Genomic DNA, 22,953 nt, shown 5'->3' with positions numbered 1-22,953 from the left:
CAAGCGATGGCGGCCCGACATTCAATATGGATTTCGAATGACGAAGCGCGATTGTAAGAAAGCCACGCATCGGGTTAAACCAGAACCACCAGTTCGGAATATCGAGCGACCAACGGATCGGCCGTAAGCAACCTCATCGGTTCAGTCATGGCTGTGGCAACGATAATGCGATCAAACGGATCCCGATGATGGTGTTCAAGATCCTTCACAGCAATGGCGTGTTCCGTGGTCACCGGCAATTCGATAAACCCGCTATCAAGGCAATGTTGGCGGACGTCATCCAGATCAACATCTAACTTACCGAGCCCAACCTTGATAGCCATTTCCCAAAAAGTGGCGGCACTGATGTAGATGTCGGCAGCGTTTTCAATCAGCTTTCTGGCTTTACCAGACAATCTGGCGTCATCACTGAGCGTCCAGAGCAGAATATGGGTATCAAGCAGTAGCCTCATGCCTGAGTGCCTTCGAATGCATCCAGCATGTCATCGGGCAATGGTGAGTCGAAATCTGCAGGCAGCACCAGTTTGCCCTTCATTGCACCAATACGCTGTGCGGTCGGTTTTCCTGCAGGAACGAGGCGAGCCATCGCCCGGCCATGCTTGGCAATTGTGATGACCTGTCCGGCGGCGGCATCATCGACAAGTTTGGATAGGTTGTTTTTAGCTTCGGCCAGCGGAACGATGATCATCAGTTCACTCCAATATTCTGGACAAATATAGCCAGAATATTTTGGAGCTGCCAATCCCTCGGCGCTTTCAGCCCATTTGGAAAAAATATCTCTATGCACTTTCGCCTCGCTGTTCTTTCGATTGAACAAGGCCTTCACCATAGAACTATCCATTCAGGCTGGCTGTAGGACGCAACGGAGGTTGCGGCGAGAGCTTTCGGCATTTGCCCAGGGATAGGAAAAAATTGGTAAAAAGTCGTACAAACGACTCTCTGGCAAGCCACTCGCCACTCGCTTTTTACATTGTGCTACCGATACCGTTCACACCCCAAACGGAAACGTGTCCTCTTCATGGCTCGATGAACCCGGGCTCGACAGCGGTGTAATTGCCGTGGTCTGCGCGAACCATAAATACGCATCGAATTGCTCACTCAGGGTGGCGTCGAAGTAGTGGCTTTGTCGTTCGGTCTGCGGGCGGTAGATCACCCCGATCGCGCGTTCCAGCAGGCGCCGGGTGAGGGCTTCGCGCAACTCGGCGCGATCCGTCGCGCGCCAGTCATATAACGCCATCGGGCAAGCGGCCTCGACACAGGCGCGCTCCCAACTGCGCGGCAGGGCGGGGAGGACGTTTTTGATCTGCATCGGCGCGTCCCAGTCGTCGGCAGCTGCCACGCGGCCCTGATCGGTGCCCATGCCGATCAGCACCGCATCTGCGCCGAAGGCTTGTCGGCACAGCTGGCCGAGGGTCAGTTGGCCGCTGTCGCCCATTTGCGTGGCGCGGGCGTCGCCGATGTGCGAGTTGTGCGCCCAGACGATCACTTTCGCCTCGTGCGCCTGGCGCGTGCGCAACGCTTGCAAGGTCTCGAACATGTGCCGGTCGCGCAGGTTCCACGACTCGCGGCTGCCGCGATACATCGCCCGATAATATTGTTCTGCGGCCCGCACGACGCGGGCATTCTGGGTGGCGTTGAACAGCGCTTCGCCGTCGTTTTCCATCAGGCTCAGGCGTTCGCTCAACAGGGCCTGAAGTTGTTCGAGCACGGCGCGTTCGCAAGTGGCCATGCCGCCGACTTCAGTGAAATGTCCGTAGAGCGCCGGGTCATCGTGCCAGGGATTCAGGCATGCGTAGCGCTGTTGTGCTTCGCGGGCCATGACCGGGTCGGTGTCTTGTAGGTAGCCCAGCACCTCGCGAATCGAACTGCGCAAACTGTACACATCGAGTCCGCGAAATTCCACGCGCTGCTCGGCCGGCTGCGCCTGGTTGTATTGCTGCAACCAGCGGGTAAACGCCTGCACGTCGGTGTTGCGCCACATCCACGTCGGGAAGCGCGCAAACGCCGGATCGTGCCACGCCCCTTTGCTCCGGCCGCGCACGCAGCGATCAAGCTGATCGGCGTCCGGCCAGTCAGCCTCGACCGCGACAATGGTGAAACCATGATGGGCAATCAGATGCCGGGTGATCGCCGCGCGTGCTTCGTAGAATTCATGAGTGCCGTGGCTGGCTTCACCGATCAGCACCACCTGGGCATCGGCGTAGCGGTCGAACAGGTCGGCAAAGGCGTCGCTGCCAACATTCGGCAGCGGTTCGGCGTACTCCTTGAGGGTCGAGACCAGAGTGTCCATGTGCGGATTCTCCGTGGAGGGTTGTGCATTGGAAAACCCGCAGCAAACAGCGGTTCCATCGGACTGAGCGGACGGCTGCCTGCCCGGCGGTGCACCGTTCGTCCAGCGTTGGGCACTTGCCCGGCCTGGGCTTTTCTCAGTTTTAACCCCTGTGAATCACTACGGAGAGCAAACATGGACATTGACGAAAACGCACCGGGCAATCAGTCGCAGCAAGGCGCAACACGCCCGACAGACAACGAGGCCGGGCGCGATTCCCCGCGCAATAATCCCGAGGTGCCGTTGCCGGCCGATGACGAAGCGCCGGTAGATGAAGACATGGCGGACGTCGACGCGACGAACTCGGTTTCGCAGGAGCATCCAAAGCCGCAATAACAGATTGATGATCGTTCCCACGCTCCGCGTGGGAATGCAGCCCCGGACGCTCCGCGTCCAAAGCGTGACGCAGAGCGTCACAAGAGGCATTCCCACGCAGGAGCATGGGAACGATCAGCGTCAGATAGATAACTCACAGTCGAACAGGCTGATGAATCTCCGTCACCGACATCGTAAACACCAGCTTCGATTTCCCCTGATTGGCATACTCATGCGGCACATCGGTCCTGGCCACCGCCGAGCAGCCCGGGCCGATGATCAGTTCAGTCTCGCCAACCTTGAGCCGCAGCGTGCCTTTCTCGACGTGAAACAGTTCGGTGGTGCCTTGCGGGTGGCCGGGGGAGCTGTAGCTTTCACCCGGAAAAACTTCCCAGCGCCACAATTCGAGCATGTTCGGCCCGCTGGTGCCGGCCAGCAAGCGCGCCGAGCCGCCCAGCTCACCGTGCCACAGCGTGGGAATGTCCTGACTGTCGATCAAATGCGCCGCGGGTGTGTCGGCGACGTTGACGAAGTCCGCCACGGAAAGCCCCAGCGCGGCGGCGATCTTGCACAGAATGGCGATGCTCGGATTGGCCGCGCATTTCTCGATTTCGACTACCATGCCCTTGCTTACGCCGGCGCGGCGCGACAGTTCGTCGAGGGTCATGTTCTGTTGTTTGCGGGCGTGCTTGAGGGTGCGTGCCACCGCTTCGCTCACGCTATGCACGTCGGCGCCGGCCTCGGTCGATATATTGACTTTTTTGGTCATTGGTCGCTAGCATCGGTTGAAATTCAGATTTAAGGGGATTCTGGGATGCTGTCTGTCACGCCGTCAATCGATCCGGCTGTTGCGCAATTGGCGCCGGGCTTCAGAGCGTTGAGTATTGTCGTGCAAGCGGCTCCGATTACCCGCCCGCTGATGGCCGGTGAAGCGCTGGCCAACGCCTGTCAGACGGTGACGGCGGGCGGTCCGCACTGGGCGGCGGCGCACTTGCAGGCGTGGGCCGAGGTGTTCCGCCGTTTCGGCGCCAAGCCGCAGCGTACGCCGTGCTCGGCCGAAGCCCTGCGCAAACGCGTGCTGCGCGACGGCAGCCTGCCGAGCATCGACCCGGTGGTTGATCTGTATAACGCCATCAGCCTGGCCTACGCGATCCCGGTCGGCGGCGAAAATGCTCAGGCCTACGTCGGCGCGCCGCGTCTGGTGGTGGCCGACGGCAACGAGCCGTTCGACACCATGAAGGAGGGCGCCCCGGCCCATGAATTTCCCGACGCCGGCGAAGTGGTCTGGCGCGACGACCAAGGCGTGACCTGCCGCCGCTGGAACTGGCGCCAGGGCGTCAGGACCCGCCTCGACGCCGAGGCGCAGCAAATGTGGTTCATCCTCGAAAGCCTGCCCGAGATGCCGCTGGAAGCACTGACCGAAGCCGGCGACAAACTCATCGAAGGCCTGCAACAAATGATGCCGGGCGCCGAGATCGAAAGCATGTTGATCGGACCGGGGGCTAGCTGATTTGCGTGCTGAATCCGTTCGGCCTAGGCGCTCGCCCACTCTTCCCGATACAGCAACAGAAAATCCACAAACGCGCGCACTCGCTGCGGCACATAACGCCCGTGCGGGTAGAGCAGGGTGTAAGGCCGTGAGCGTCCGGCGTAGGACTGCAACACCTCGATCAGGCTGCCCTCGGCCAGCTCTTTTTCGACGATGAACTTGTAGGTCTGAAACACCCCGGCGCCGTGCTTGGCCAGGGTCACGCCGCCGAGTACGTCGTCGGAACAGGAGTAACCGCCGTCAGACATGACTTCGCGGTCTTCACCGTTTTCCTGAAACAGCCAGGAAATGCGTCGGCCACTGCTCGGCAGCTCGAACTGGATGCAATCGTGTTGCACCAGGTCTTCAAGGGTTTGCGGTATGCCGGCTTTTTCGAGGTAGTCAGGGGAGGCGACCACCACCAGTTTCGCGTCTTCGAGCAGGCGCGCGACCATGCTTGAATCGGGCTGGGCGCGGACGCGGATAGCGAGGTCGTAGCCTTCGCCGACGAAGTCGATGTTGCGGTTGCCCAAATGGATATCGACGCTGACCTGCGGGTACAACGCACGGAATTTTGGCAGCAGCGGCAGGATGCGATGGTGGCCGTAGGTGGTCGGCAGGCTGATGCGCAACAAGCCCGACGGCGTGGTCTGTGCGCCCATGACTTCCTGCTGTGCTTCGACCAGTTGAGTCAGGGCCTGGCTGCACTGGAGGAAGAAGTTGCGCCCGGCCTCGGTCAGGCGAATGCTCCGTGTGGTGCGGGCAAACAGGCGTGAGCCCAGACGTTTTTCCAGACGCAGAATCGACCGGCTGACAGCCGCGGGGGTGACCCCGGCCAGTTGCGCAGCAGCGGTGAAACTGCCGGCCTCGGCGGCGAGGCAGAACAGCTCGATACTGCCCAGTTGCAGGTCATCAAAATGGCGCTTCATGTGGGTACACCGAGGTTTGCCGGACATGTGATCCTCGGTGTTATCTCACGAAGCGGCACCGCCGGTACACACCGCCGGTACACACCGGCGGTGAAGCGGGGCGCGATCAGTGGCCAGCGCTTTGGCCGCCGTCGACATGGAGGATTTCGCCGGTGACGAAGTTCGCTGTGTCGAGGTACAGAATCGCTTGGACGATGTCATCGATCTCGCCCATATGGCCCATTGGGTGCAGGCTGCCGAGAGCGGCGTGGGTCTCTTCGCCGTGCATCGGCGTTTTGATGATGCCAGGCGACACCGCGTTGACCCGAATGCCACGCTTGGCGTACTCGATGGCCAGGGATTTGGTCGCTGCGTTGATGCCACCCTTGGTCAGCGAAGCGAGGACCGACGGCACGCCGTCAATCGCATGATCGACCAGGCTGGTGGTGACACTGACGATGTGGCCGCTGGCGTTTTTTTCCATTTCGGCAACGGCCAGTTGCGAGATGTAGAAGAAGCCGCTCATGTTGGTCGCCACGACCTGCGCATAGTCGGCGTGGCTGTATTCGGTGAACGGTTTGGCGACGAAGATCCCGGCGTTGTTGACCAGCGTGTCGATCCGGCCGAAACGGGCGACCGCTTCACGGATAACGCGCTCGGCGGTTTGCGGGTCGGCGATGTCGCCGACGACGGCGAGAATGTCCGGGTCTGTCGAAGGCTGGATCGAACGCGAGGTCGCGACCACTTTGTAACCGCGCTCGCGGAAGCTTTTTACCAGACCTGCGCCAATGCCTTGCGAGGCGCCGGTGATCACCACAACTTTGTTGGACGTGTTCATGATGTTTCCTCTATGCAATCTGAATGGGTTGGATAACGACTTGCAAATTCTCAGGCGTGCGCCGGAACCTGCGCGGCCTGGCGTAACGCTTGCTCGTAATAAGCAACGGACTGCGAACCGGGGATCAGCTGTTGGTCGTCGATGACCATGGCCGGAACCGAGTCGATGCCGCGCTGCTGGTAAAACCGTTGAAGTTCGCGCACCTCTTCAGCGAATTCCCCGTTCGCCAGCACGGCTTGCGCACGCTGGCTGTCGAGCCCGACAGCGCCGGCCAGAGTGACCAGCGTGGTGTGGTCATTCGGGTTCCGGCCATCGCTGAAGTAAGCCTTGAGCAGCGCTTGCTTCAGTTGACGTTGCAGTCCCTGTGATGTGGCCCACAACAGCAGGCGATGGGCATCGAAGGTGTTGTGAAAGTGGCTGCGTTTTTCCAGGTCGAAATGAAAACCGATCTGCGTGCCGCGCTCGATGATCATCGCGTTGCGGTCCGCCACTTGCTCGGCGCTGCGCCCGTATTTGCGCATCATGTGGGCAATGGCGTGTTCGCCCTCGGCGGGCATGTCCGGGTTCAGTTCGAACGGTTTGTAGGTCAGTTGCACCTTGACTTCACCGGCCAGATTGCTGATCGCCTGTTCCAGCGCGGTGGCGCCAAGGGCGCACCAGGGGCAGACGACGTCCGAGATGAAATCGATTTTTACCGTGCGGCTCATGACTGCGAATCTGCCAGTTGCTTGCGGTACTCGGTGGTGCTGATACCGGCGTAGCCCCAGTTATCGGTGTCGACTTCTTCGATGACGATGTGGGTCAGGTGCGGGTCCTTGTGCAGCACCCGGGTCATGGTCTCGGTGATTTCCTGAATGACCTGGGCTTTCTGCTCGCGGGTGACGCCGTCTCGGGTGATACGAACGCTGATGAAAGGCATGTGAGCTATCTCCAGTCGCTGGCCCGTCGGAGTGAAGGGCCGCTGTTGGAATGAACTTTAGGCGGTGGGGTTGAATTGATAAATGGGGCTTGCGGTACATCATTTGTGATGCGGTGTATCTAATCGAAGCGTGCTGATCACGGTTCGAGCGGGGAGGATTTCAGCCCAGCAGTGCTTCGATCCACCGCGTCTGTTGCGCGAGGGCTTCAAGCGTTTCCTGCGGCACGGTCTGCCGCGCATGGGTGAGGCGGGTCAGGGTTTTCTGCTTGAGGCGCAGTCGGTGCTGCCATTTGCGGATGAACGCCGGACTGCGCGTCTGCATCTGCACCGGGCCGAAGTACAGTTGCTGGTCGGTGTAGCTCACCGGGCCGTCGCGCTCGGCCACGATAATTTCGTAGTCGAAACGGTTTTCATGCAGCACTTCTTCGCTGAGGATGCGGTAATCGTGCTCCATCAGCCATTGACGCAAGGGTTGTTCGCCGCCGTTGGGTTGCAGGATCAGGCGTTCGCGGTCGCTGAGGTGGGCCTTGCCGGCTTCGAGGATGTCGCGGATGGTTTCGCCGCCCATGCCGCAGACGCTGACGGCGGTGATGCCGTCGTCAGCGCTGATCGCCGCCAGACCGTTGGCGCGACGCACGCTGATGTGCGCCTGCAGGTGGTTTTCACGCACCGTGCGTTGCGCCGCGTGGAACGGCGTCAATGCGACTTCACCCGCCACCGCTGCGCTGATCAGGCCGCGGCGCAGCAAGGCGACCGGCAGATAAGCGTGATCCGAGCCGATATCGGCCAGCCGCGCACCGACCGGCACGTGTGCAGCCACGCGCTCAAGGCGCAGGGACAATGTCTGTTCGTTCAACGGCAACCCCTTTCAACACCAGCCTGCGGCTCGACGGCAGGCAAAGGGGTGCGACTCTGGCGAGCCGCGCTTGAGCTGTCAAATCGCGCCGACAGAATCGTTGCGCCCATCGTCAGCGCCAGGCTAACGATGGGCGCGCGGGGTTAGCCGGCCAGGGTTGCGTTGTCGATCACGAAGCGATATTTCACGTCACCCTTGAGCATGCGTTCATAGGCGTCGTTGATCTGCTCGGCGCCGATCAGTTCGATGTCCGAAACGATGCCGCGCTCGGCGCAGAAATCGAGCATTTCCTGAGTCTCGGCAATCCCGCCGATCATTGAACCGGCGATGGTGCGGCGCTTGGTGATCAGGTTGAACACGTTGGGTGACGGATGTGGCGAGGCGGGCGCGCCGACCAGTGTCAGGGCGCCGTCACGCTTGAGCAGAACCAGAAACGCGTCGAGTTCATGCGGCGCGGCGACAGTGTTGAGGATCAAATCGAAGCTCTTGGTATGCGCGGCCATTTCTTCGGCGTTGCGCGACACCACCACTTCATCGGCACCGAGGGCTTTGGCCGCTTCGCGCTTGGATTCGGAAGTGGTGAAGGCGACGACATGCGCGCCCATCGCGTGAGCCAGTTTGATACCCATGTGCCCGAGCCCGCCGATGCCGACCACACCGACTTTCTTGCCCGGCCCGGCGTTCCAGTGGCGCAGCGGCGAGTAGGTGGTGATGCCGGCGCACAGCAGTGGCGCGACGGCCGCCAGTTGTGCCTCGGGATGACGGATGCGCAGGACATAGCGCTCGTGCACGACGATGTTCTGCGAGTAGCCGCCGAGGGTCCAGCCGGGTTCGTCCGGGGTCGGGAAGTTGTAGGTGCCGATCATGCTGTCGCAGTAGTTTTCCAGACCGCTTTCACAGTCGTCGCAATGCTTGCAGCTGTCGACGATGCAGCCAACGCCGACCAGATCGCCGACCTTGAAGTCCGCGACATGCGCACCCACCGCCGAAACCCGGCCAACAATTTCATGACCCGGTACGCAAGGGAATTGCGTACCGGCCCATTCGGCGCGCACCTGATGCAGGTCGGAGTGGCAGATGCCACAGAAGGCAATGTCGATCTGTACGTCGTGGGCAGCCGGCGCGCGGCGCTTGATCTGCAGCGGCTCAAGGGGTTGGTCGCCGGCGTGGGCACCGTAGGCGTGGACAAGCATGGGAACATCCTCCATCGGTTTATCGTGAGGTTATTCTTGCGGGTCTGGCGTGTCCGGTCATGGTGCAATCCTGTGCGATGCTTGCCTGATCCTGCGAGGTACCAGTGGCCTTGTGAGTTTGTGACGTTGCGCCGACAGACGCTCAAGCGATTTGCAGGTAATCTGCCGACGCGCTGACTGAAACGCGTCAGCTGACCAAAACAAAACAAAAGCGGAGTCATTGATGCAACCAATCCGTCTCGGTCTGGTGGGCTACGGCAAGATTGCCCAGGATCAACACGTACCGGCGATCACCGCCAATCCCGGATTCCAGCTGGTATCGGTCGCTACCCAGGGCAAACCCTGCGCCGGCGTCGAGAACTTCCAATCGCTGACCGAGCTGCTGGCCAACGGCCCGACGGTCGATGCGATCGCCTTCTGCACGCCACCGCAAGGTCGCTTTGCACTGGTCCAGGAAGCCTTGGCCGCGGGCAAACACGTGCTGGTCGAAAAGCCGCCCTGCGCCACCTTGGGCGAGGCTTTGGCGTTGGTCGATCAGGCGCAGGCGCAAGGCGTCAGTGCCTTGTTCGCCTGGCACTCGCGCTACGCCCCCGGCATCGCAGCCGCCCGCGACTGGCTGGCCTCGCGTACCCTGCAAAGCGTGCAGATCGACTGGAAAGAAGACGTGCGCAAATGGCACCCCGGCCAGACGTGGATCTGGCAACCCGGCGGCCTCGGCGTATTCGATCCGGGCATCAACGCGTTGTCGATCGTCACCCACCTGCTGGCGCTGCCACTGTTTGTCGAAGCCGCCGAGTTGCGCGTGCCGAACAACTGCCAATCGCCGATTGCCGCCTCGATCAAAATGTCCGACGCGAACCACCTCGACGTCCGCGCCGAATTCGACTTCGACCATGGTCATGACGAACTGTGGAGCATCGAAGTGCGCTGCGCCGAGGGCGTACTGCGCCTCGACAACGGCGGTGCGCTGCTGAGCATCGACGGCGTGCGCCAGACGGTGTCGGAAGAGGGCGAATACGCCGCAGTGTATCGACACTTCCAGCAGTTGATCGGCGACAAGGCCAGTGACCTGGACGTGCAGCCGTTGCGCCTGGTGGCGGACAGTTTCTTTGTCGGCAGCCGGGTGGCGGTTGAGGCGTTTTACGACTAGTCGTCAGAATCGCGCGCTTCGTGGCAGCGCTGCATAACCACAGCGCTGCCACGCCGGTTCAACGCGGGTTCGGTTGATCATCCATCTCCGCATTGTCGGTTTCCCTGCGCACCCGTTCCGGGTCGAGACCGGTGCTGTCATCGTCCAGCGGAATCTCGCCTTCGTTGTCAGGCAGTTCATCGATGCCGCGATCCTTCATCGGATCGACTTCGGTGCGGCCCGGGCTTAACGGATCGGGAGTTGTCGGCAGCGGATCATGCTCACCACTACCGCCTTGCAGGTTCGGGTCATTGTTCATTTCACACCTCTGGTTGTGCGCTGTTTTATCGGCGTACAGGTTGGAGGTGTCGGGAAATTGTGCCGTTCGATTTTTCCACGTGCCGGTGGTCGGCTCAGCCGTGGAAACACGCTTTGTTGAATTTTCTCCGACGAAGGCTGATCAACAGACAACAACCCGACACAAGGAAATCGACATGAGCGCTTCATTCAAGGTCGGCGATGCGGTGCGCTGGAACTCCGAGGCCGGGGAAATTCACGGTAAGGTGGTCAAAGTGCACACCCGCGATACGGAGTTCATGGGCCGTCATCGGCCGGCTTCGAAAGACTCGCCGCAGTACGAGGTCAAGAGCGACAAGACCGGTCACCTGGCCATGCACCATGGCGAGGCGCTCAAGCGCGTTAACTGACGCGCTCCATCAGAAACGCGCCAGTCGGTAACGATCGCCATTCGGTAAATCAGGCGCCGGATTCGAAGCCGGGCAGGCCATTTGCGCCAGCATTTCGGCGGTGACTGCCGCCTGGGTCAGGCCCAAGTGCTGATGACCGAACGCGAGCAACACTTTGCCCCCGCAGACCTGATCGATCACTGGCAGCGAGTCCGGCAGCGACGGGCGAAAGCCCATCCAGGGTGTTGCCGCTTCGGCGTTCAGATCGTGGCGAAACAGGCCCTGGCTCAAACGGTGCAATTGCCAGGCGCGCTGCATATTGGCTGGCTTGTGCAGGCCGGCGAATTCCACCGTGCCGGCCAGGCGCAAGCCGTCAGCCATGGGGGTCATGATGAACTTGCGTTCCAGCGAGGTGACGGGGAAGGGCAGTCGCCCGGTTTCATGGGGCAGCATCAGGTGATAACCGCGCTCGGTGTCCAGCGGGACCTTTTTGCCGGTGAGGGCGGTGGTCAGTGACGCCGAGTGTGCGCCGCACGCAATCAACACGCGGCGGGCGCTGATTGGCCCGTTGTCGGTGTGCAGGCTAACGCCGTCGTCCTGTACTTGACCACCCTCGACGCGGTTTTGCAGAAAGCTCACGCCACCAGCCTTGGCCGCTTCAACCAGCGCAGTGACTACGCGGTAGGGATCGATGAAATGCCCGGTGCGCGGAAAGAACAAACCGCCCTGAATCTGTTCGCTCAGCTGAGGCGCGGTGTCGCGAATGGCGCCGGCTTGCCAGAAGTCCACCGGCACTTGCTGCTGATGCAATCGTTGTTGCAACGCCTCGATCGCCTGACGCGATTCGCCGCGCTCATACACCAGCAACGAACCGTCGACCCTGAGCAAATCGCTGCGCTGAATATCGCCAAGCACACGTTGCCATGCGGCCAGGCTGCTTTCGTTCAATGCGCGCAAACCGGCGACCGTATTGTCGAACGGCTGCGCACGCAGATTCAGCAGCAGCCGGGTGAACCACGGCATCGCGCGCGGCAGGTACCGCCAGTCCAGACGCAACGGTCCCATTGGGTCGAGCAGCATGCCCGGCAGGCGTTTGAGGATGGATACGTCGGCAATCGGGAACACCTGCTCGGTCGCCAGATGCCCGGCGTTGCCGAACGAAGCGCCATGGCCGGGCGCCTGCTGATCGATCACGACCACGCGTAAACCCTGGCCGGCCAGACGCAGCGCGCAGGCAACACCGATGATGCCGGCACCGACCACGGCGATGTCATGCGCGAGGTTATTTACCATGGTGTGTCCCTGAAAATAGAGAAGAAACTGCCGTCAGCCCTAAGGCTGCACGGCAGGTGCAATGGCGCAGGTCAGGCGAAGTCCTGCTGCGTCGACCAGTTTTCGTACCAGTGACGGAACAGCGCATATTGCTGCTCGGCGTAACGCCGTTGCGAGTCGCTCAAGGCGTCGGTTTCGTTGAAGTGCAGGGTGTATTCCTTGTCGCCGTTGAGCACCATCAGATGCTTGTAATACAGGACCAGATCGCAGCCCTCATCGAACGATGACAACACCGCCAGCGCCGACTCCAGCTCCCGCGCCTGGCGCCGTGCCTTGGCGTCACCCTTGGCCGCTTGCTTGCTCAGCGCCACCAGTTGCAGCACTTCACGCGGCAGGGCGTTGCCGATGCCAGTGATGGCGCCAGTGGCGTTGCAGTTGACGAAACCGTGCACTACTTGGGTGTCGACGCCGACCATCAGGGTCACGTCATCGTCCTCGGAGGTGATGTTTTCGGCGGCGTAACGCAGATCGGCGCCGCCGCCGAATTCCTTGAAGCCGATCAGGTTCGAGTGCTCGCGACGCAGTTCGAAGAACAGCTCGGCGCGGGTGGCGAAGCCGTAGTAGGGGCTGTTGTAGATCACCGCCGGCAGGTTCGGCGCGGCTTGCAGAATCGCCGAGAAATGCGCCTTTTGCGCCGCGGCCGAAGCACCACGCGAGAGCACTCGCGGAATCACCATCAAGCCTTGAGCGCCGACTTTGGCGGCATGTGCGGCATGGGATATCGCCTCGCGGGAATTCACCGCGCCGGTGCCGACAATCGTCGGCACGCCGGCCGCGACCAGCCGCGCCACGCCTTCCTGACGCTCGGCTTCGGTAAGCAGCGGCCAGTCGCCCATCGAACCGCAATAGACCACCGCGCTCATGCCGATGTCGACCAGCTCGCGACCCTTGGCCACCAGCGCGTCGAAGTCCGGGGTGCGCTGGGCGGTGCACGGGGTCATCAGGGCCGGCATGCAACCGGTGAAGGTGGTGTCGCTCATGGTGTTGACTCCTTGGCACAGCATTCAATGTGAGAGGAAAAACCAGCGTGGCGGCTCAGATGCCCCACGCGAACGGATCCTGTTCGTCGATCAGCAGGGTGCTGTCAGCGGTCATGTAGGCGCGGCCGGTGATGAAAGGGCGAATGCGCTCGCCCGCCCACTCGAAGCGGCCTTCGAACTGGCTGCCGGTGATGCTCGCCTGCACCCAGGGCACACCGGGCTGCAGCTTGTTGTCGGCAGCGAGACAGGCGAGTTTGGCGCTGGTGCCTGTGCCGCACGGTGAGCGGTCGTAGGCTTTGCCGGGGCACATGACGAAGTTGCGGCTGTCGGCGTTGGCGTCATCGGCAAACAGTTCGATGTGATCGATGACCGCGCCGTCCTCGCCATAAATGCCCTGGTCTTGGAGGGCTTTGAGCATGGCCCAGGTGTACGCGGTGAGGTGTTCGACGTTGTCCATGGTCAACGTCTGGCCGTGCTCGGAAACCAGGAAAAACCAGTTACCGCCGTAAGCGATGTCGCCGCGTACCTGGCCAAAACCCGGCACGTCTACCGCCACCTGCTTGCGGTAGCGGTAGGCGGGCACGTTGCCGAGGGTCACGCTGCCATCCACGTGCAGGGTGGCGCTGACCCGGCCTACCGGCGTGTCGATCTTATGTTCGCCGGGCTGGATCTTGCCCAGGTACTGCAACGAGTTGATGAGACCGATGGTGCCGTGGCCGCACATGCCCAGATAACCGGCGTTGTTGAAGAAGATCACCCCGCAGGTGGCATCCGCCGAGACTGGCGGGCAATACAGCGCGCCGACCAGCACTTCGTTACCGCGCGGTTCCAGCAGACAGGCGCGGCGCCACTGATCATGCTGGCTGCGAAGGGCATCGCGTTGTTCGGCGATGGTCGCGCCGGGCAGGGCGGGAAAACCGTCCATCACCAGCCGGGTGGGTTCGCCGCCGGTGTGCGAATCGATCACGTGCAGTCGTTTCATGGGCATGTCCCGTAGATGATTTCAGTAGGCGCCGAGCGGGCGCGAATGGTGGAGGCGGCGACTTCGCTTGGCCTGACTCTGCACTTATCGATGGAGCTGCGATTGATGTTTTAGCGCGCCATCGATGACGAATTCAGCACAATGGCGCTGCTGGAACACCACGCTCGACAGGCTACGGGCGATGTTGCAATCTGCACGCGACCGCCGCAGGTCGGGCACCTGGCCGATCCACGAACCGAGGACACTCTTTGATGCACAGCGCGCTTTCGATTCTGGCTCAAGGCGGCAACGGCCAGCGCCCGCAGACCCTCGAAGACCTGGTGGCGAGCGCCGCGCTGCTGTTACCGATGCTCGACGTGATCCCCAACGCGGCGATTTTCATCAAGGATCTGCAGGCCCGATATGTCCTCGCCAATCGCACGCTGGTGCAGCGCTGCGGCTTGAAGGATCTGCGCCCGTTGCTTGGCAAGACCAGTGCGCAGGTGTTCCCGGCGCAACTGGGGCCGGGCTACACCGAGCAGGATCGCAAAGTGCTGGAGGAAGGATTTGTGCTGCTGGATCAGCTCGAACTGCATCTGTATGGCAGCCGCGAACCGGGCTGGTGCCTGACGCACAAACAGCCGCTGTACAACCGTGACGGAGAAATCATCGGCCTGGTCGGGATTTCCGTGGACCTGCAATCAGCCAGCGAAACTCACCCTGCATTCGAGCGGCTGGCGGCGGTCGATGAACACATCCGCGCCAACTTCAATCGCCGGGTCACGCTGGGCGAACTGACCCGCATCGCCGGCATTTCGGTGGCGCAACTGGAGCGCTACTGCAAACGCGTATTCCATCTGACCCCGCGGCAGATGATCCAGAATGTCCGCCTGGAACACGCGCACCGCTTGCTGCACACCGATTTGCCGATCACCGACGTGGCGCTGCAATGTGGCTACACCGACCACAGCGCCTTCACCCGCCAGTTCAAGGCCTCGACCGGGTTCACCCCACGAGAGTATCGGCAGGCGACAGGCAATTAGCATTGTGCCCTGTCCTTACTGATCGTTCCCACGCAGACCGTGGGAACGATCATCAGACCTCACAGCCACACCGCCAGCCACGCCGAAATCAGCAGCAAAAGCGCCAGCGCGGTATTCATGCGCTTATACCCCCGTGCGGAGCCGAACAACCGCGCGCTGCCCACTCCGAGCAGCGCCCAGAAGGTCATGCACGGCAGCGAGACCAACAGAAAGGCCAGTGACAACACCAGCAGACGCAAGGTCTTGTCGCCGCCGCCGACGAACACGCTGACCACCGCCACGGCCATCATCCATACCTTGGGATTGACCAATTGCAGCAGCGCGGCGCCGAAGACGCTGATGCCTGGGGTCTGGTCCTGAGCCGGGTCCAGCGACGGCGGCGGACTGCGGAAGATCTGCCAGGCCAGCCAGCTCAGCCAGAGCACGCCACCCCAGGCCATGGCGTGCTGCACCCGCGGATACCGCAACAGCGTTTCGCCGGCGCCCAGCCCTACCGCCAGCACAATCAGCGCGGCTGCGGTGCAGGCGCCGAAGATGATTGGCAGCGTGGCGAGCAGTCCCTGCCGGGAACTGTGGCTCAGCACGAGAATATTGGTCGGGCCGGGCGTGATCGAAGCCACGAAAGCGAACAGCAGAAAGGGCAGTAATGAGGCCATGATGCGCAGCTCCTGAAAATGCAAAACAGGCCTGCATGATCGCCAGTCGACGCGCCTCAGTCTGGAAGGTTTGAGCAGCGCTTGCGGTAGTCCGCCGGGGTCAATTGGTAGGCGCGGCGAAACCAGCGACCCAGATGACTCTGATCGGCAAACCCCAGCACACAGGCGACCTCGGCCGGCGTCTCGCCGCGCGCCAGCAACTGCCGTGCCTTGGCCAGGCGCAACTGGATCAGATAGGCATGCGGGGCCAGGCCAAAAGCAGCCTTGAACGCGCGGCTCAGGCGAAACCGGTCGACCCCGCAGATCTTCGCCAGATCATCCAGGCCGATGTCTTCAAAGGCATGCGCGTGCAGATAATCACGCGCGACCTGCGCCACCAGCGGCAAGCGCGGATCAATCGGTTGACGCTTGCGCCAGTCGAGGTGGCGAGTCAACGAACCCAGCAGCCCGTCGATGGCGGTCTGGCGGACGATGCGCAGATCGCCGTCGTGCAGGGCATGAAAGGCCTGAACGATGGCAGTGGCCAGGCGCGGGTCGTGGCTCAGCGTGTCGGTAAATCCCGGCTGACTGTTCAACGGTGCGTCTTCGTAAAGGGCATGCACTTCGCGCTCGAGCCAGTGCGGGTCGAGGTACAGCATCGAATAGGTGAAACCGTCCTCGGTCGGCGCATGGCCGTCATGAATTTCCCCCGGTTCCAGCAAAAACACCTGACCCGGCGTACTGCGATGGCGCATTCGCCGGCAATTGAATTGCTGCACGCCTTGCTCGGTGACGCCGACCAGAAAACTGTCGTGCCAGTGCGGGTCGTAGGCATGCCCTTCAAAATGGGCGCGAATCGATTCGATCCCGGTGTCGACATCCTGGGACAGCTCGATCCAGTTGCGTTTATCCACGAAGGCTCCAGGGTTCGGATTGGCGAAGTACGGCTGGATAAAATACCGCGCAATGGCTTGAGGCGTTTAGAACATTTGTGCAGAACACGCCTGCAACCCGCCGGGCGCATTGGCATGACATTTTGCCGCGACGAAAAAAAACCGGCGTAATCAGCCGGTTTTTTCTTCAAGCGATCTTCTGAACGCCGCTCTGCGCGATACTCAGATGCTGATTGCCTCCACCGGCGCCTGTCCTCGCGCAAAGCGAGTGGCCGAAGTTTGCAGCAACAGGGCCACTGTCAACGACACCAACAGGAAAGGCAACAGCCAGGCGTTTTCGATGATCGCCAGTTGCAGGCTGAGTATCAGCAGCAGCACCGGCGTGGCCAGCGCGTTGGCTTTGCTCACGTACAGGCCCACGGCGGCTTCGCTGTAGCGATAGGCGATCGCCACGCGAATGTGCACTCGTGCACCGCCGAATGCCATGCCGAGAATCAGCAGGCTCAGCGCCTTGAGCAGTAGTGTGTCAGGCATCAGCCACCACATCGAAGTGGAAATAACGGCCAGAGCGATCAATGCGCAGAGGTAGGCGAGCAGGTTCCGTCCGGTATTGGCAATGATCACCAGCACGCCGATCAGGGCCATGCCCAGGCCAAATACGGCGTCGAGCACACCGAGTTCGAACAGCGACCAGCCATGGTTCGATACGTACACCGGCAGCATGAAATTGAAGGCGCCGAGAATGGGCCAGATCAGCACCATCGGCACAAACAAGGTCAACGGCAAGCGCGCCGGCGCCACGACCTTGCCGGTCTCCTGAACTGCCACCGGCAGGCTGCGACGACTATGACAGACGCCTGCGACCAGCAGAAAGCCGGCGGCAAGCACCAGCGAAAACCCCATCCCGTTCAATATCGGCATGAGACCTGCGGCCAGCAACGGTCCGACCATCAGCGCGGCCTGGCTCGTCGCCGTGGTGGCGCCGCTGATCCGCCGCACCGTGGTTTGATCCATGCCTCGTTGCAACTGGGTAAACCACATGTCCAGACTGGCCTCCAGCGACAAGATCATCAGCCAGACGAACAGGTTGGTGACCAGCAGGCCGACCGTGACATTGCGCGACAGGCCAGAGATCAACGCCAGTGCGGTCAGGCACAAGACGAACCAGGCGCTCATCTGGCGACCGTCCATGCGGCGTGACAAGCGTTTGATCATCACCGGTGTGATGAAGGCCGGTATGAACGAGCAGAAGATCGCCAGCGCCAACGGCAGGTAATCGTCGTCGTTCTGCTTGAGAATGGTCCAGGTCAGCGATACCAGCAGTGCACCGGAAAACAGTCGATAAACCGTCGAGCAGAACAGGAAAACCGCCAGTTCCTTCGAGGTACTTTGTTGTTCATTCATTAGATCGATCCTTGCCCTTGGGCACGCACGATGCTTGGATGGATGGCCGAAGTCAGCCCCGGCGCCCGGGTGGCGGGCTGCCAGGGTGATGGCTGTTCGGGTCGGGGTCAGACCAGCGTTCGCATGACCTCGAGGGTCCTGTCGATGTCCTGCGCGGTGTTGATGATGCCGGCCGAGAATCGCACCGTTGAATGCCGGTAGGGGGTGGCGCTGGCGATAATGTTGTGCGCCTTCAATTTCGCCACGACGTCTTTGGGCGTCGAACCCTTGACGTCACAGCAGACGATGCCCGCGGAACACTCAGCGGCGCGCGGCGTGTGCAAGTACACATTGGGCAGCGCGGCCAGACCTTCCTTGAGTTGCCCGTTGAGTTCGGCCACACGATCGGCGATGCGCTTGCGTCCGATTTTCTTGATGAATTCGAACGCTTCGATCACGCCCCATTGGTTTTCGAATGCCAGGAATCCGCCCGGGCTGACCCAGGCCGCCTGCGTTTCGCCTCGCGGATCGCGTAGCTCACGCCAGGCATTGCCGGGCTCGGCGGACATGATGGTGGGGATGGTCGGGACGATCTGCGCCCACTGGCCTTCGCGCGCCCAGACCAGCCCCGTACCATGCGGGCCGAGGATCCACTTGTGGGTGCCGGCGCTGAAAAAATCACAGCCGAGGCTGGCAACCTGGGCTTCGGAGCAACCGAAACCGTGCACACCGTCGATCACATAGATGATCCGGTCCGCCTCGGCGCGATCCTGATTGATCCGCGCTACCAGCGCCCCGATTTCCTTGACCGGCAAACGCACACCCGTACCGGAGTGCACCCAGGTCATTGCGAGGATTCGCGTGGTCGGTCTGATGGCGGTTTCGATGCGGGCGACGATCGCGTCGACGCTGACATCCTCGGGGCCCTCATACAGATCGATGCGGCGAATGCTGCCGCCCCATTTGACGACGGCCAGGCGCATGGCTTCGTCGTGGGTATACCACTCGTGGTGGGTGGTGAGGATTTCCTGTTCGGGCTCAAGCTTCAGACCGTTGTAGATCATCGCCAGACCCTGAGTGGTGCTGGTGGTCAGCGCGATGTCCTCGGCGCGACCGCCGGTGTATTCGGCAGCTGCGGCGCAAACCTTGCGCCAGACCATGTCGTCGGGCCTGGCGAACATGTTGTCTTCCAGGTACGTGTAGGGGTTCTCATCGAACGCCTGGCGGTGGCGCGCCATGGCCTCGCGCACGGGTTTGGGGTTGGAGGCCAGAAAGAAATTGGAAATGTGCACGAACTGCGGCGACAGCGTGAACTGCGCGCGAACCGATGCCCAGTCGGCCGGATCGAACGGCGTGGTGGTGTCATTGTGCGCCGGTGCCTGAGCCGCCTGTGCGCTTGCCAACCCTGCAATCATGCTGCCTCCAATCAAGGACGCCCCGACAGTGGCGCCCATAAAATCACGTCTTCCCAGACTCATACCGATTCCCTGTCGATTCATAGTGAAGTGCGCGCAGGACGCGCGAACATAGCATTGAAAATACGCTGGCCATAGAGCCCGACAGCCAGCCCGAGGACAATGAAGACCACCGCGAGGATCTTGCTCGCCGGCACGCTTTCGTTGAACACCACCACCGAGCCGAGCATGCCGAAGATCGGCACCAGCAATGACAGCGGTGCCACCGTGGAAACCGGGTAGGTCTTGAGCAGCGAGTTCCAGATCCAGTAGGCGAACAGTGTGTTTGGATACACCTGAAAAAGGATCGACAGCACGGCGGTCGTGTCCACCTGTTGGACGAACGCGGTGTAGCCGGCGCTGCCGTTGACCGCGTAGTCGAGGGCGAACAGGGGGATCGGTGCAAAGGCACTCGACCACACCAGAAAGCCGAAGACATCCTTGGTGCTGGCCTTCTTGTTGATGACGTTGGCCACGCTCCACGAAGCGGCCCCCACCAGCACCAGCAACACCCCGGGCACACTCACCGAACCGTCGCTGATTTTGATGATGCATAACAGCCCCGCCAGTGCGATCAGCATGCCCAGAATCTGGAAGCGGGTCAGCGCTTCCTTGAACACCCAGCCGCCGAGCAGAATGGTGAAAAAGGCGCTGAATTGCAGGACCAGCGAAGCGATGCCTGCGGACAGACCGGCCTTGATGCCAAGATTGACCACGCCCCACAGGCCGATGCCGAACACCAGGCCGTAGCCGATGATGTAGCGCCATGGCACATCGGGCTTGCGGATGAAAAAGATCGCCGGTAACGCACAGAGACTGAAGCGGATACCCGCCAGGATGAACGGGTCGACGGTGGCGAGCCCCAGTTTGATGACTGAGAAATTCACACCCCAGATCGCCGTGATCAATACAGCCAACACTACGTGCAGTGGTTTCATGGATGAATGGCCTTGAAGGTCGAAGGCGACGTCACGCAACGGACGTCAGGTCATGGGCGAGGCTCACCCGGGAAAACAGCGTTTGCAGCAGCGCACGGGTCTGTTGCGGGTCGGCGGTCTTGACGATGCCGGCCAACGGCGCTTCGAACGCCGAATACGTCACGTGCTCTGGCAGCAGCGAACCTGGCTGCAGTTCGTTCCACTGCACGATATGCGGGCTTGCACGCAGTTCCTCGGCGCCGTTGAGACCCTGATAGATGCGCTGTGCATGGGTGTGGCCAGGGAACACAAACCAGCCAAAACCGAGGTCCGGCGGCTGCGTGGCGAACGGCGCAATATCCAGCTCGCCATCGACGTGGATGCGCAGTTCCAGCGACGGCAGATGAATGCCGGTCGCCAATTCATAGGTCGCGACCACATCTGCGCCGCCGACCCGGTTGCCGACTTCGAGGAACACCGGTTCGTCGCCATCCATGATCGCCTCCAGATGGAAGGCGCCGTTGTCGATCTGTACGGCCTGCAACGCTGCGCCCACCCAGGCGTGCATGGCCTCGGTGGTCGGCAGATGCCAGGAACCCAGCGCACTGCCGCGCTCCATATAGTCCAGGCAGGTGCCGACGTATTCGCTGGAGAGCAGGGTCAGGATGCGCCCATTGAGTACCAGTCCATCGAAATGACGGATCGGGCCGCTGATGAATTCTTCGACCTGGAAGTCGTCGATGGGCAGCGCCAGTTCACTGATCTTGTGGCGGATTTCATCGAAGGCTTGCGCCGGTTGTGAGTGGATGCTGACGTCCATGCTCGATGCGCCACTGTGCGGCTTGAGCACGGTGGCGCTGGTCCAGGGCACTCGCCCTTGCAGAGCCAGGTAGCGCTCAAGCGCCATGAAGCGCGGCACGCGCAGCCGGCGTGCCTGCACCGCGGCTTTCATTTCCAGTTTGTTGCGGGCCAGCGTGACCGCCTTGAGCGAGGCACCCTGGATGTTCAGGGTTTCGCGCAAGCGCGCCGCATCCAGCAGTTCGTACTCGGACATCGAAATGACCCGGTCGAAGCTCTGCGGATGCTGCGCCAGCCACGCCAGGGTTTCGTCACAGGCGTTGCTCAGGCCCGGCCGGACCGCGCGCGTGCAGCGCAGCTCTGACGGCAGGGTGTCGATAGCCGATTGTTTGCCCAGGTACGTGACATCATGCCGTTCGTGATCGATGCCACGGTGGTAGTCGATGCGCGGGTAGGGGACTCGGTGGAGAATCAGAATTTTCATGCCAGTGGTCTCGACGCGTGAAATAAGGCTCAGGAGGCGACTTTCAAGGGGTGCTCGCAGGCCAGGCTCAGGTCCAGCACCACCTGCCATTGTTCGCGCAGCACCGTCACCAGATCGCGAATGTCTATGCGCGGGTCATGCAAGGCGACGCAGGCGTGGGCAACGAAATCGCTGTTGTCTCTCGGGATCGCGTGGATCAATCGCGACTCCCCGGCGATCCATGCACATTCCAGTAGCGTGATGTCGGCGCTGGCCATGGCGAGTGTTTGTGAGGCACGGGTCAGTGTGTCCTCGACCAGGCTGTCAATCGCGCCGAGTCCACTGACATCCAGAGTCATGTCCTGCGGCACGCCGAACATCACGGTGGCCGCGCTGCAAGAAGCATCGGGCAGTTCGCGCGCAACAGCAGCGGCGAATACCGAATCGACCCACGCCGCGTACAGGTCCAGGCCGTACACGGCTTTGGCCAGTGTCCAGATTTTCATGCCGCCCGGCCGCCGGTTGGGTTCGATGACGGCCGTGTGGTAATCCCTGTCGCTGAGCTTGATCTCGTTGTGAAACGGGCCGATACGCTGGCCCACCAGCCGATTGACCTGCTCGCCGGTCAGCCGGATCGCCTGACGTTCCTGCGTGCTGAGGCGGGCGGGCAGAATCTGCGCGACCTCGACCGGATAGCGCCCGGTGGCGCTGACTTTTTCGGTGATGAACCACAGCTCGCCGAGCCCATCGTAGGAATACTCGCGGGTATAGGCGATAAAAGCTTCGGCCAGCACGCCGCCGTCCAGGTACGGTGCGACCTCGGCAAACGCGTCTTCGCAGTCACCGCCCGGAGCAACCATGACCACACCGCGATTGTTGCCTTCACAGGCGGGTTTGATGACAAATCCGCGCTCCTGGCGCAAGGCAAAATTGCGCACGTCATTGACGCATTCGATCGGCTGAAAGTCGGGCAGCATCACCCCGAGACGTTCCAGCTGCGGTGCAATCGCTCGCTCGGCCTCGCGGTAAGCGAGCTTGTCGAAGGCCGCGAGCGCTCGTGCGGCGTCGTCCACCGGCAGGCCGAGCCTTTCGAGCAGCGCCGCGCCGCTGGCCACCGCGTTGTCGGAGAACACCAGCCCGGCGCTGATCCGGGCCGCGTCACCGGCCAGCCGGTGCAAGGCCTGAGCGACGAAGTCGGAGGCCAGCGGGTCGGCGTCGATCACCCGGTCGCTGATCTGCAGGTCATGGTCTTGCGGGTTGGCCCGGATCAGCCAGGTTTCGGCTCCCCAGCGCTCGCGCGCATGGTTGCGCATATGCAGGACATCGCCGATCCGGCTCAGGTTGTAATCCACTATCAGCAATACAGGCGCACGCAGCGGCATGTTGGTCATCC

At 61.7% G+C, this 22,953-nt stretch carries 26 protein-coding genes; 5 read left to right on the top strand and 21 right to left on the bottom strand.

The genetic code is table 11. The features are described 5' to 3' along the window. Nucleotides 1-74: 74 nt before the first annotated feature. The 3 genes from V6F91_RS08305 to V6F91_RS08295 form a co-directional block, all read right to left on the bottom strand. Nucleotides 75-452, bottom strand: coding sequence for a type II toxin-antitoxin system VapC family toxin (locus V6F91_RS08305; RefSeq protein ID WP_332763412.1), 378 nt, complete (start codon nucleotides 450-452; stop codon nucleotides 75-77). After that, nucleotides 449-829 carry a type II toxin-antitoxin system prevent-host-death family antitoxin gene (locus V6F91_RS08300; protein ID WP_423815318.1) on the bottom strand — a complete coding sequence of 127 codons (381 nt, stop codon included), beginning with the start codon at nucleotides 827-829 and terminating at the stop codon, nucleotides 449-451. The genes V6F91_RS08305 and V6F91_RS08300 overlap by 4 nt, the downstream gene beginning before the upstream one ends. Before the next feature lie 159 nt (nucleotides 830-988). Further along, complete coding sequence (locus V6F91_RS08295; RefSeq protein WP_332763411.1) at nucleotides 989-2,290, bottom strand: erythromycin esterase family protein; 1,302 nt, start codon at nucleotides 2,288-2,290, stop codon at nucleotides 989-991. 174 nt (nucleotides 2,291-2,464) lie between these two features. Between V6F91_RS08295 and V6F91_RS08290 the strand changes: the two genes are divergently transcribed. Then, on the top strand, nucleotides 2,465-2,665 hold the full coding sequence (locus V6F91_RS08290; protein ID WP_332763410.1) for a hypothetical protein: 201 nt from the start codon (nucleotides 2,465-2,467) through the stop codon (nucleotides 2,663-2,665). A 133-nt stretch (nucleotides 2,666-2,798) separates the two neighbouring features. Here V6F91_RS08290 and V6F91_RS08285 read toward each other — a convergent pair whose 3' ends face one another. After that, the gene (locus V6F91_RS08285) at nucleotides 2,799-3,413 is read right to left on the bottom strand and encodes an XRE family transcriptional regulator (protein ID WP_332763409.1); all 615 of its coding nucleotides are present in this window, start codon (nucleotides 3,411-3,413) and stop codon (nucleotides 2,799-2,801) included. A gap of 45 nt (nucleotides 3,414-3,458) precedes the next feature. On the opposite strand from V6F91_RS08285, the gene V6F91_RS08280 reads away from it, so the two are divergent. Beyond that, entirely contained in the window at nucleotides 3,459-4,154 is a 696-nt protein-coding gene (locus tag V6F91_RS08280) for a B3/4 domain-containing protein (RefSeq protein ID WP_332763408.1), read from the top strand. A 23-nt stretch (nucleotides 4,155-4,177) separates the two neighbouring features. Here the strand turns inward: V6F91_RS08280 and V6F91_RS08275 are convergent, their stop codons facing one another. The 6 genes from V6F91_RS08275 to V6F91_RS08250 all read right to left on the bottom strand — a co-directional run bounded on the left by V6F91_RS08275 (nucleotide 4,178) and on the right by V6F91_RS08250 (nucleotide 8,886). After that, nucleotides 4,178-5,101 (bottom strand): LysR family transcriptional regulator, encoded by a 924-nt coding sequence (locus tag V6F91_RS08275; RefSeq protein ID WP_332763407.1) that lies wholly within the window; start codon nucleotides 5,099-5,101, stop codon nucleotides 4,178-4,180. 106 nt (nucleotides 5,102-5,207) lie between these two features. Beyond that, nucleotides 5,208-5,918, bottom strand: coding sequence for an SDR family NAD(P)-dependent oxidoreductase (locus V6F91_RS08270; RefSeq protein WP_332763406.1), 711 nt, complete (start codon nucleotides 5,916-5,918; stop codon nucleotides 5,208-5,210). 50 nt (nucleotides 5,919-5,968) lie between these two features. Then, a complete protein-coding gene (locus tag V6F91_RS08265) occupies nucleotides 5,969-6,625 on the bottom strand; it encodes a DsbA family oxidoreductase (protein ID WP_332763405.1) in 657 nt (218 codons plus the stop codon). After that, nucleotides 6,622-6,837, bottom strand: a complete 216-nt coding sequence (locus tag V6F91_RS08260) for a tautomerase family protein (RefSeq protein WP_208940829.1) — start codon at nucleotides 6,835-6,837, stop codon at nucleotides 6,622-6,624. Before V6F91_RS08260 ends, V6F91_RS08265 begins: the two co-directional genes overlap by 4 nt. A gap of 160 nt (nucleotides 6,838-6,997) precedes the next feature. Then, entirely contained in the window at nucleotides 6,998-7,693 is a 696-nt protein-coding gene (locus tag V6F91_RS08255) for a tRNA (adenine(22)-N(1))-methyltransferase (protein WP_332763404.1), read from the bottom strand. Nucleotides 7,694-7,836: 143 nt separating this feature from the next. After that, nucleotides 7,837-8,886 carry an NAD(P)-dependent alcohol dehydrogenase gene (locus tag V6F91_RS08250; RefSeq protein WP_332763403.1) on the bottom strand — a complete coding sequence of 350 codons (1,050 nt, stop codon included), beginning with the start codon at nucleotides 8,884-8,886 and terminating at the stop codon, nucleotides 7,837-7,839. Between the two features lie 223 nt (nucleotides 8,887-9,109). On the opposite strand from V6F91_RS08250, the gene V6F91_RS08245 reads away from it, so the two are divergent. Beyond that, the gene (locus V6F91_RS08245) at nucleotides 9,110-10,036 is read left to right on the top strand and encodes a Gfo/Idh/MocA family oxidoreductase (protein WP_332763402.1); all 927 of its coding nucleotides are present in this window, start codon (nucleotides 9,110-9,112) and stop codon (nucleotides 10,034-10,036) included. A gap of 58 nt (nucleotides 10,037-10,094) precedes the next feature. Here the strand turns inward: V6F91_RS08245 and V6F91_RS08240 are convergent, their stop codons facing one another. After that, nucleotides 10,095-10,334, bottom strand: coding sequence for a hypothetical protein (locus tag V6F91_RS08240; RefSeq protein WP_208940832.1), 240 nt, complete (start codon nucleotides 10,332-10,334; stop codon nucleotides 10,095-10,097). Between the two features lie 175 nt (nucleotides 10,335-10,509). On the opposite strand from V6F91_RS08240, the gene V6F91_RS08235 reads away from it, so the two are divergent. Further along, nucleotides 10,510-10,722, top strand: a complete 213-nt coding sequence (locus V6F91_RS08235; protein ID WP_332763401.1) for a DUF2945 domain-containing protein — start codon at nucleotides 10,510-10,512, stop codon at nucleotides 10,720-10,722. Nucleotides 10,723-10,731: 9 nt separating this feature from the next. Here the strand turns inward: V6F91_RS08235 and V6F91_RS08230 are convergent, their stop codons facing one another. The 3 genes from V6F91_RS08230 to V6F91_RS08220 all read right to left on the bottom strand — a co-directional run bounded on the left by V6F91_RS08230 (nucleotide 10,732) and on the right by V6F91_RS08220 (nucleotide 13,995). Next, the gene (locus V6F91_RS08230; RefSeq protein WP_332763400.1) at nucleotides 10,732-11,994 is read right to left on the bottom strand and encodes an FAD-dependent oxidoreductase; all 1,263 of its coding nucleotides are present in this window, start codon (nucleotides 11,992-11,994) and stop codon (nucleotides 10,732-10,734) included. Nucleotides 11,995-12,065: 71 nt separating this feature from the next. After that, nucleotides 12,066-13,013 carry a dihydrodipicolinate synthase family protein gene (locus V6F91_RS08225; RefSeq protein ID WP_332763399.1) on the bottom strand — a complete coding sequence of 316 codons (948 nt, stop codon included), beginning with the start codon at nucleotides 13,011-13,013 and terminating at the stop codon, nucleotides 12,066-12,068. Nucleotides 13,014-13,068: 55 nt separating this feature from the next. Continuing rightward, nucleotides 13,069-13,995, bottom strand: coding sequence for a 4-hydroxyproline epimerase (locus tag V6F91_RS08220; protein WP_332763398.1), 927 nt, complete (start codon nucleotides 13,993-13,995; stop codon nucleotides 13,069-13,071). Between the two features lie 251 nt (nucleotides 13,996-14,246). On the opposite strand from V6F91_RS08220, the gene V6F91_RS08215 reads away from it, so the two are divergent. Continuing rightward, nucleotides 14,247-15,017 (top strand): AraC family transcriptional regulator, encoded by a 771-nt coding sequence (locus tag V6F91_RS08215; RefSeq protein WP_332763397.1) that lies wholly within the window; start codon nucleotides 14,247-14,249, stop codon nucleotides 15,015-15,017. A 59-nt stretch (nucleotides 15,018-15,076) separates the two neighbouring features. On the opposite strand, the gene V6F91_RS08210 is transcribed toward V6F91_RS08215, so the two are convergent. From V6F91_RS08210 to V6F91_RS08180, 7 genes are all read right to left on the bottom strand, one after another. Then, nucleotides 15,077-15,673, bottom strand: coding sequence for a LysE family translocator (locus V6F91_RS08210; protein ID WP_332763396.1), 597 nt, complete (start codon nucleotides 15,671-15,673; stop codon nucleotides 15,077-15,079). Between the two features lie 56 nt (nucleotides 15,674-15,729). Further along, complete coding sequence (locus tag V6F91_RS08205) at nucleotides 15,730-16,566, bottom strand: AraC family transcriptional regulator (protein ID WP_332763395.1); 837 nt, start codon at nucleotides 16,564-16,566, stop codon at nucleotides 15,730-15,732. 201 nt (nucleotides 16,567-16,767) lie between these two features. Beyond that, the gene (locus V6F91_RS08200) at nucleotides 16,768-17,949 is read right to left on the bottom strand and encodes an MFS transporter (protein ID WP_332763394.1); all 1,182 of its coding nucleotides are present in this window, start codon (nucleotides 17,947-17,949) and stop codon (nucleotides 16,768-16,770) included. 107 nt (nucleotides 17,950-18,056) lie between these two features. After that, complete coding sequence (locus tag V6F91_RS08195) at nucleotides 18,057-19,343, bottom strand: aminotransferase class V-fold PLP-dependent enzyme (RefSeq protein ID WP_332763393.1); 1,287 nt, start codon at nucleotides 19,341-19,343, stop codon at nucleotides 18,057-18,059. An 80-nt stretch (nucleotides 19,344-19,423) separates the two neighbouring features. Further along, nucleotides 19,424-20,320 carry an EamA family transporter gene (locus tag V6F91_RS08190; RefSeq protein ID WP_332763392.1) on the bottom strand — a complete coding sequence of 299 codons (897 nt, stop codon included), beginning with the start codon at nucleotides 20,318-20,320 and terminating at the stop codon, nucleotides 19,424-19,426. Nucleotides 20,321-20,351: 31 nt separating this feature from the next. After that, complete coding sequence (locus tag V6F91_RS08185; protein ID WP_332763391.1) at nucleotides 20,352-21,581, bottom strand: ATP-grasp domain-containing protein; 1,230 nt, start codon at nucleotides 21,579-21,581, stop codon at nucleotides 20,352-20,354. A 29-nt stretch (nucleotides 21,582-21,610) separates the two neighbouring features. Further along, nucleotides 21,611-22,942: a biotin carboxylase gene (locus V6F91_RS08180; protein ID WP_332763390.1), complete on the bottom strand. Its 1,332-nt coding sequence runs from the start codon at nucleotides 22,940-22,942 to the stop codon at nucleotides 21,611-21,613. Nucleotides 22,943-22,953: the final 11 nt, after the last annotated feature.

Source organism: Pseudomonas koreensis, from assembly GCF_036668835.1.
In the GTDB taxonomy this organism is placed as follows: Bacteria; Pseudomonadota; Gammaproteobacteria; order Pseudomonadales; family Pseudomonadaceae; genus Aquipseudomonas; species Aquipseudomonas koreensis_I.
Note: the sequence above shows the minus strand (reverse complement) of the source record. Positions and strands in the feature narration are given on the sequence as shown.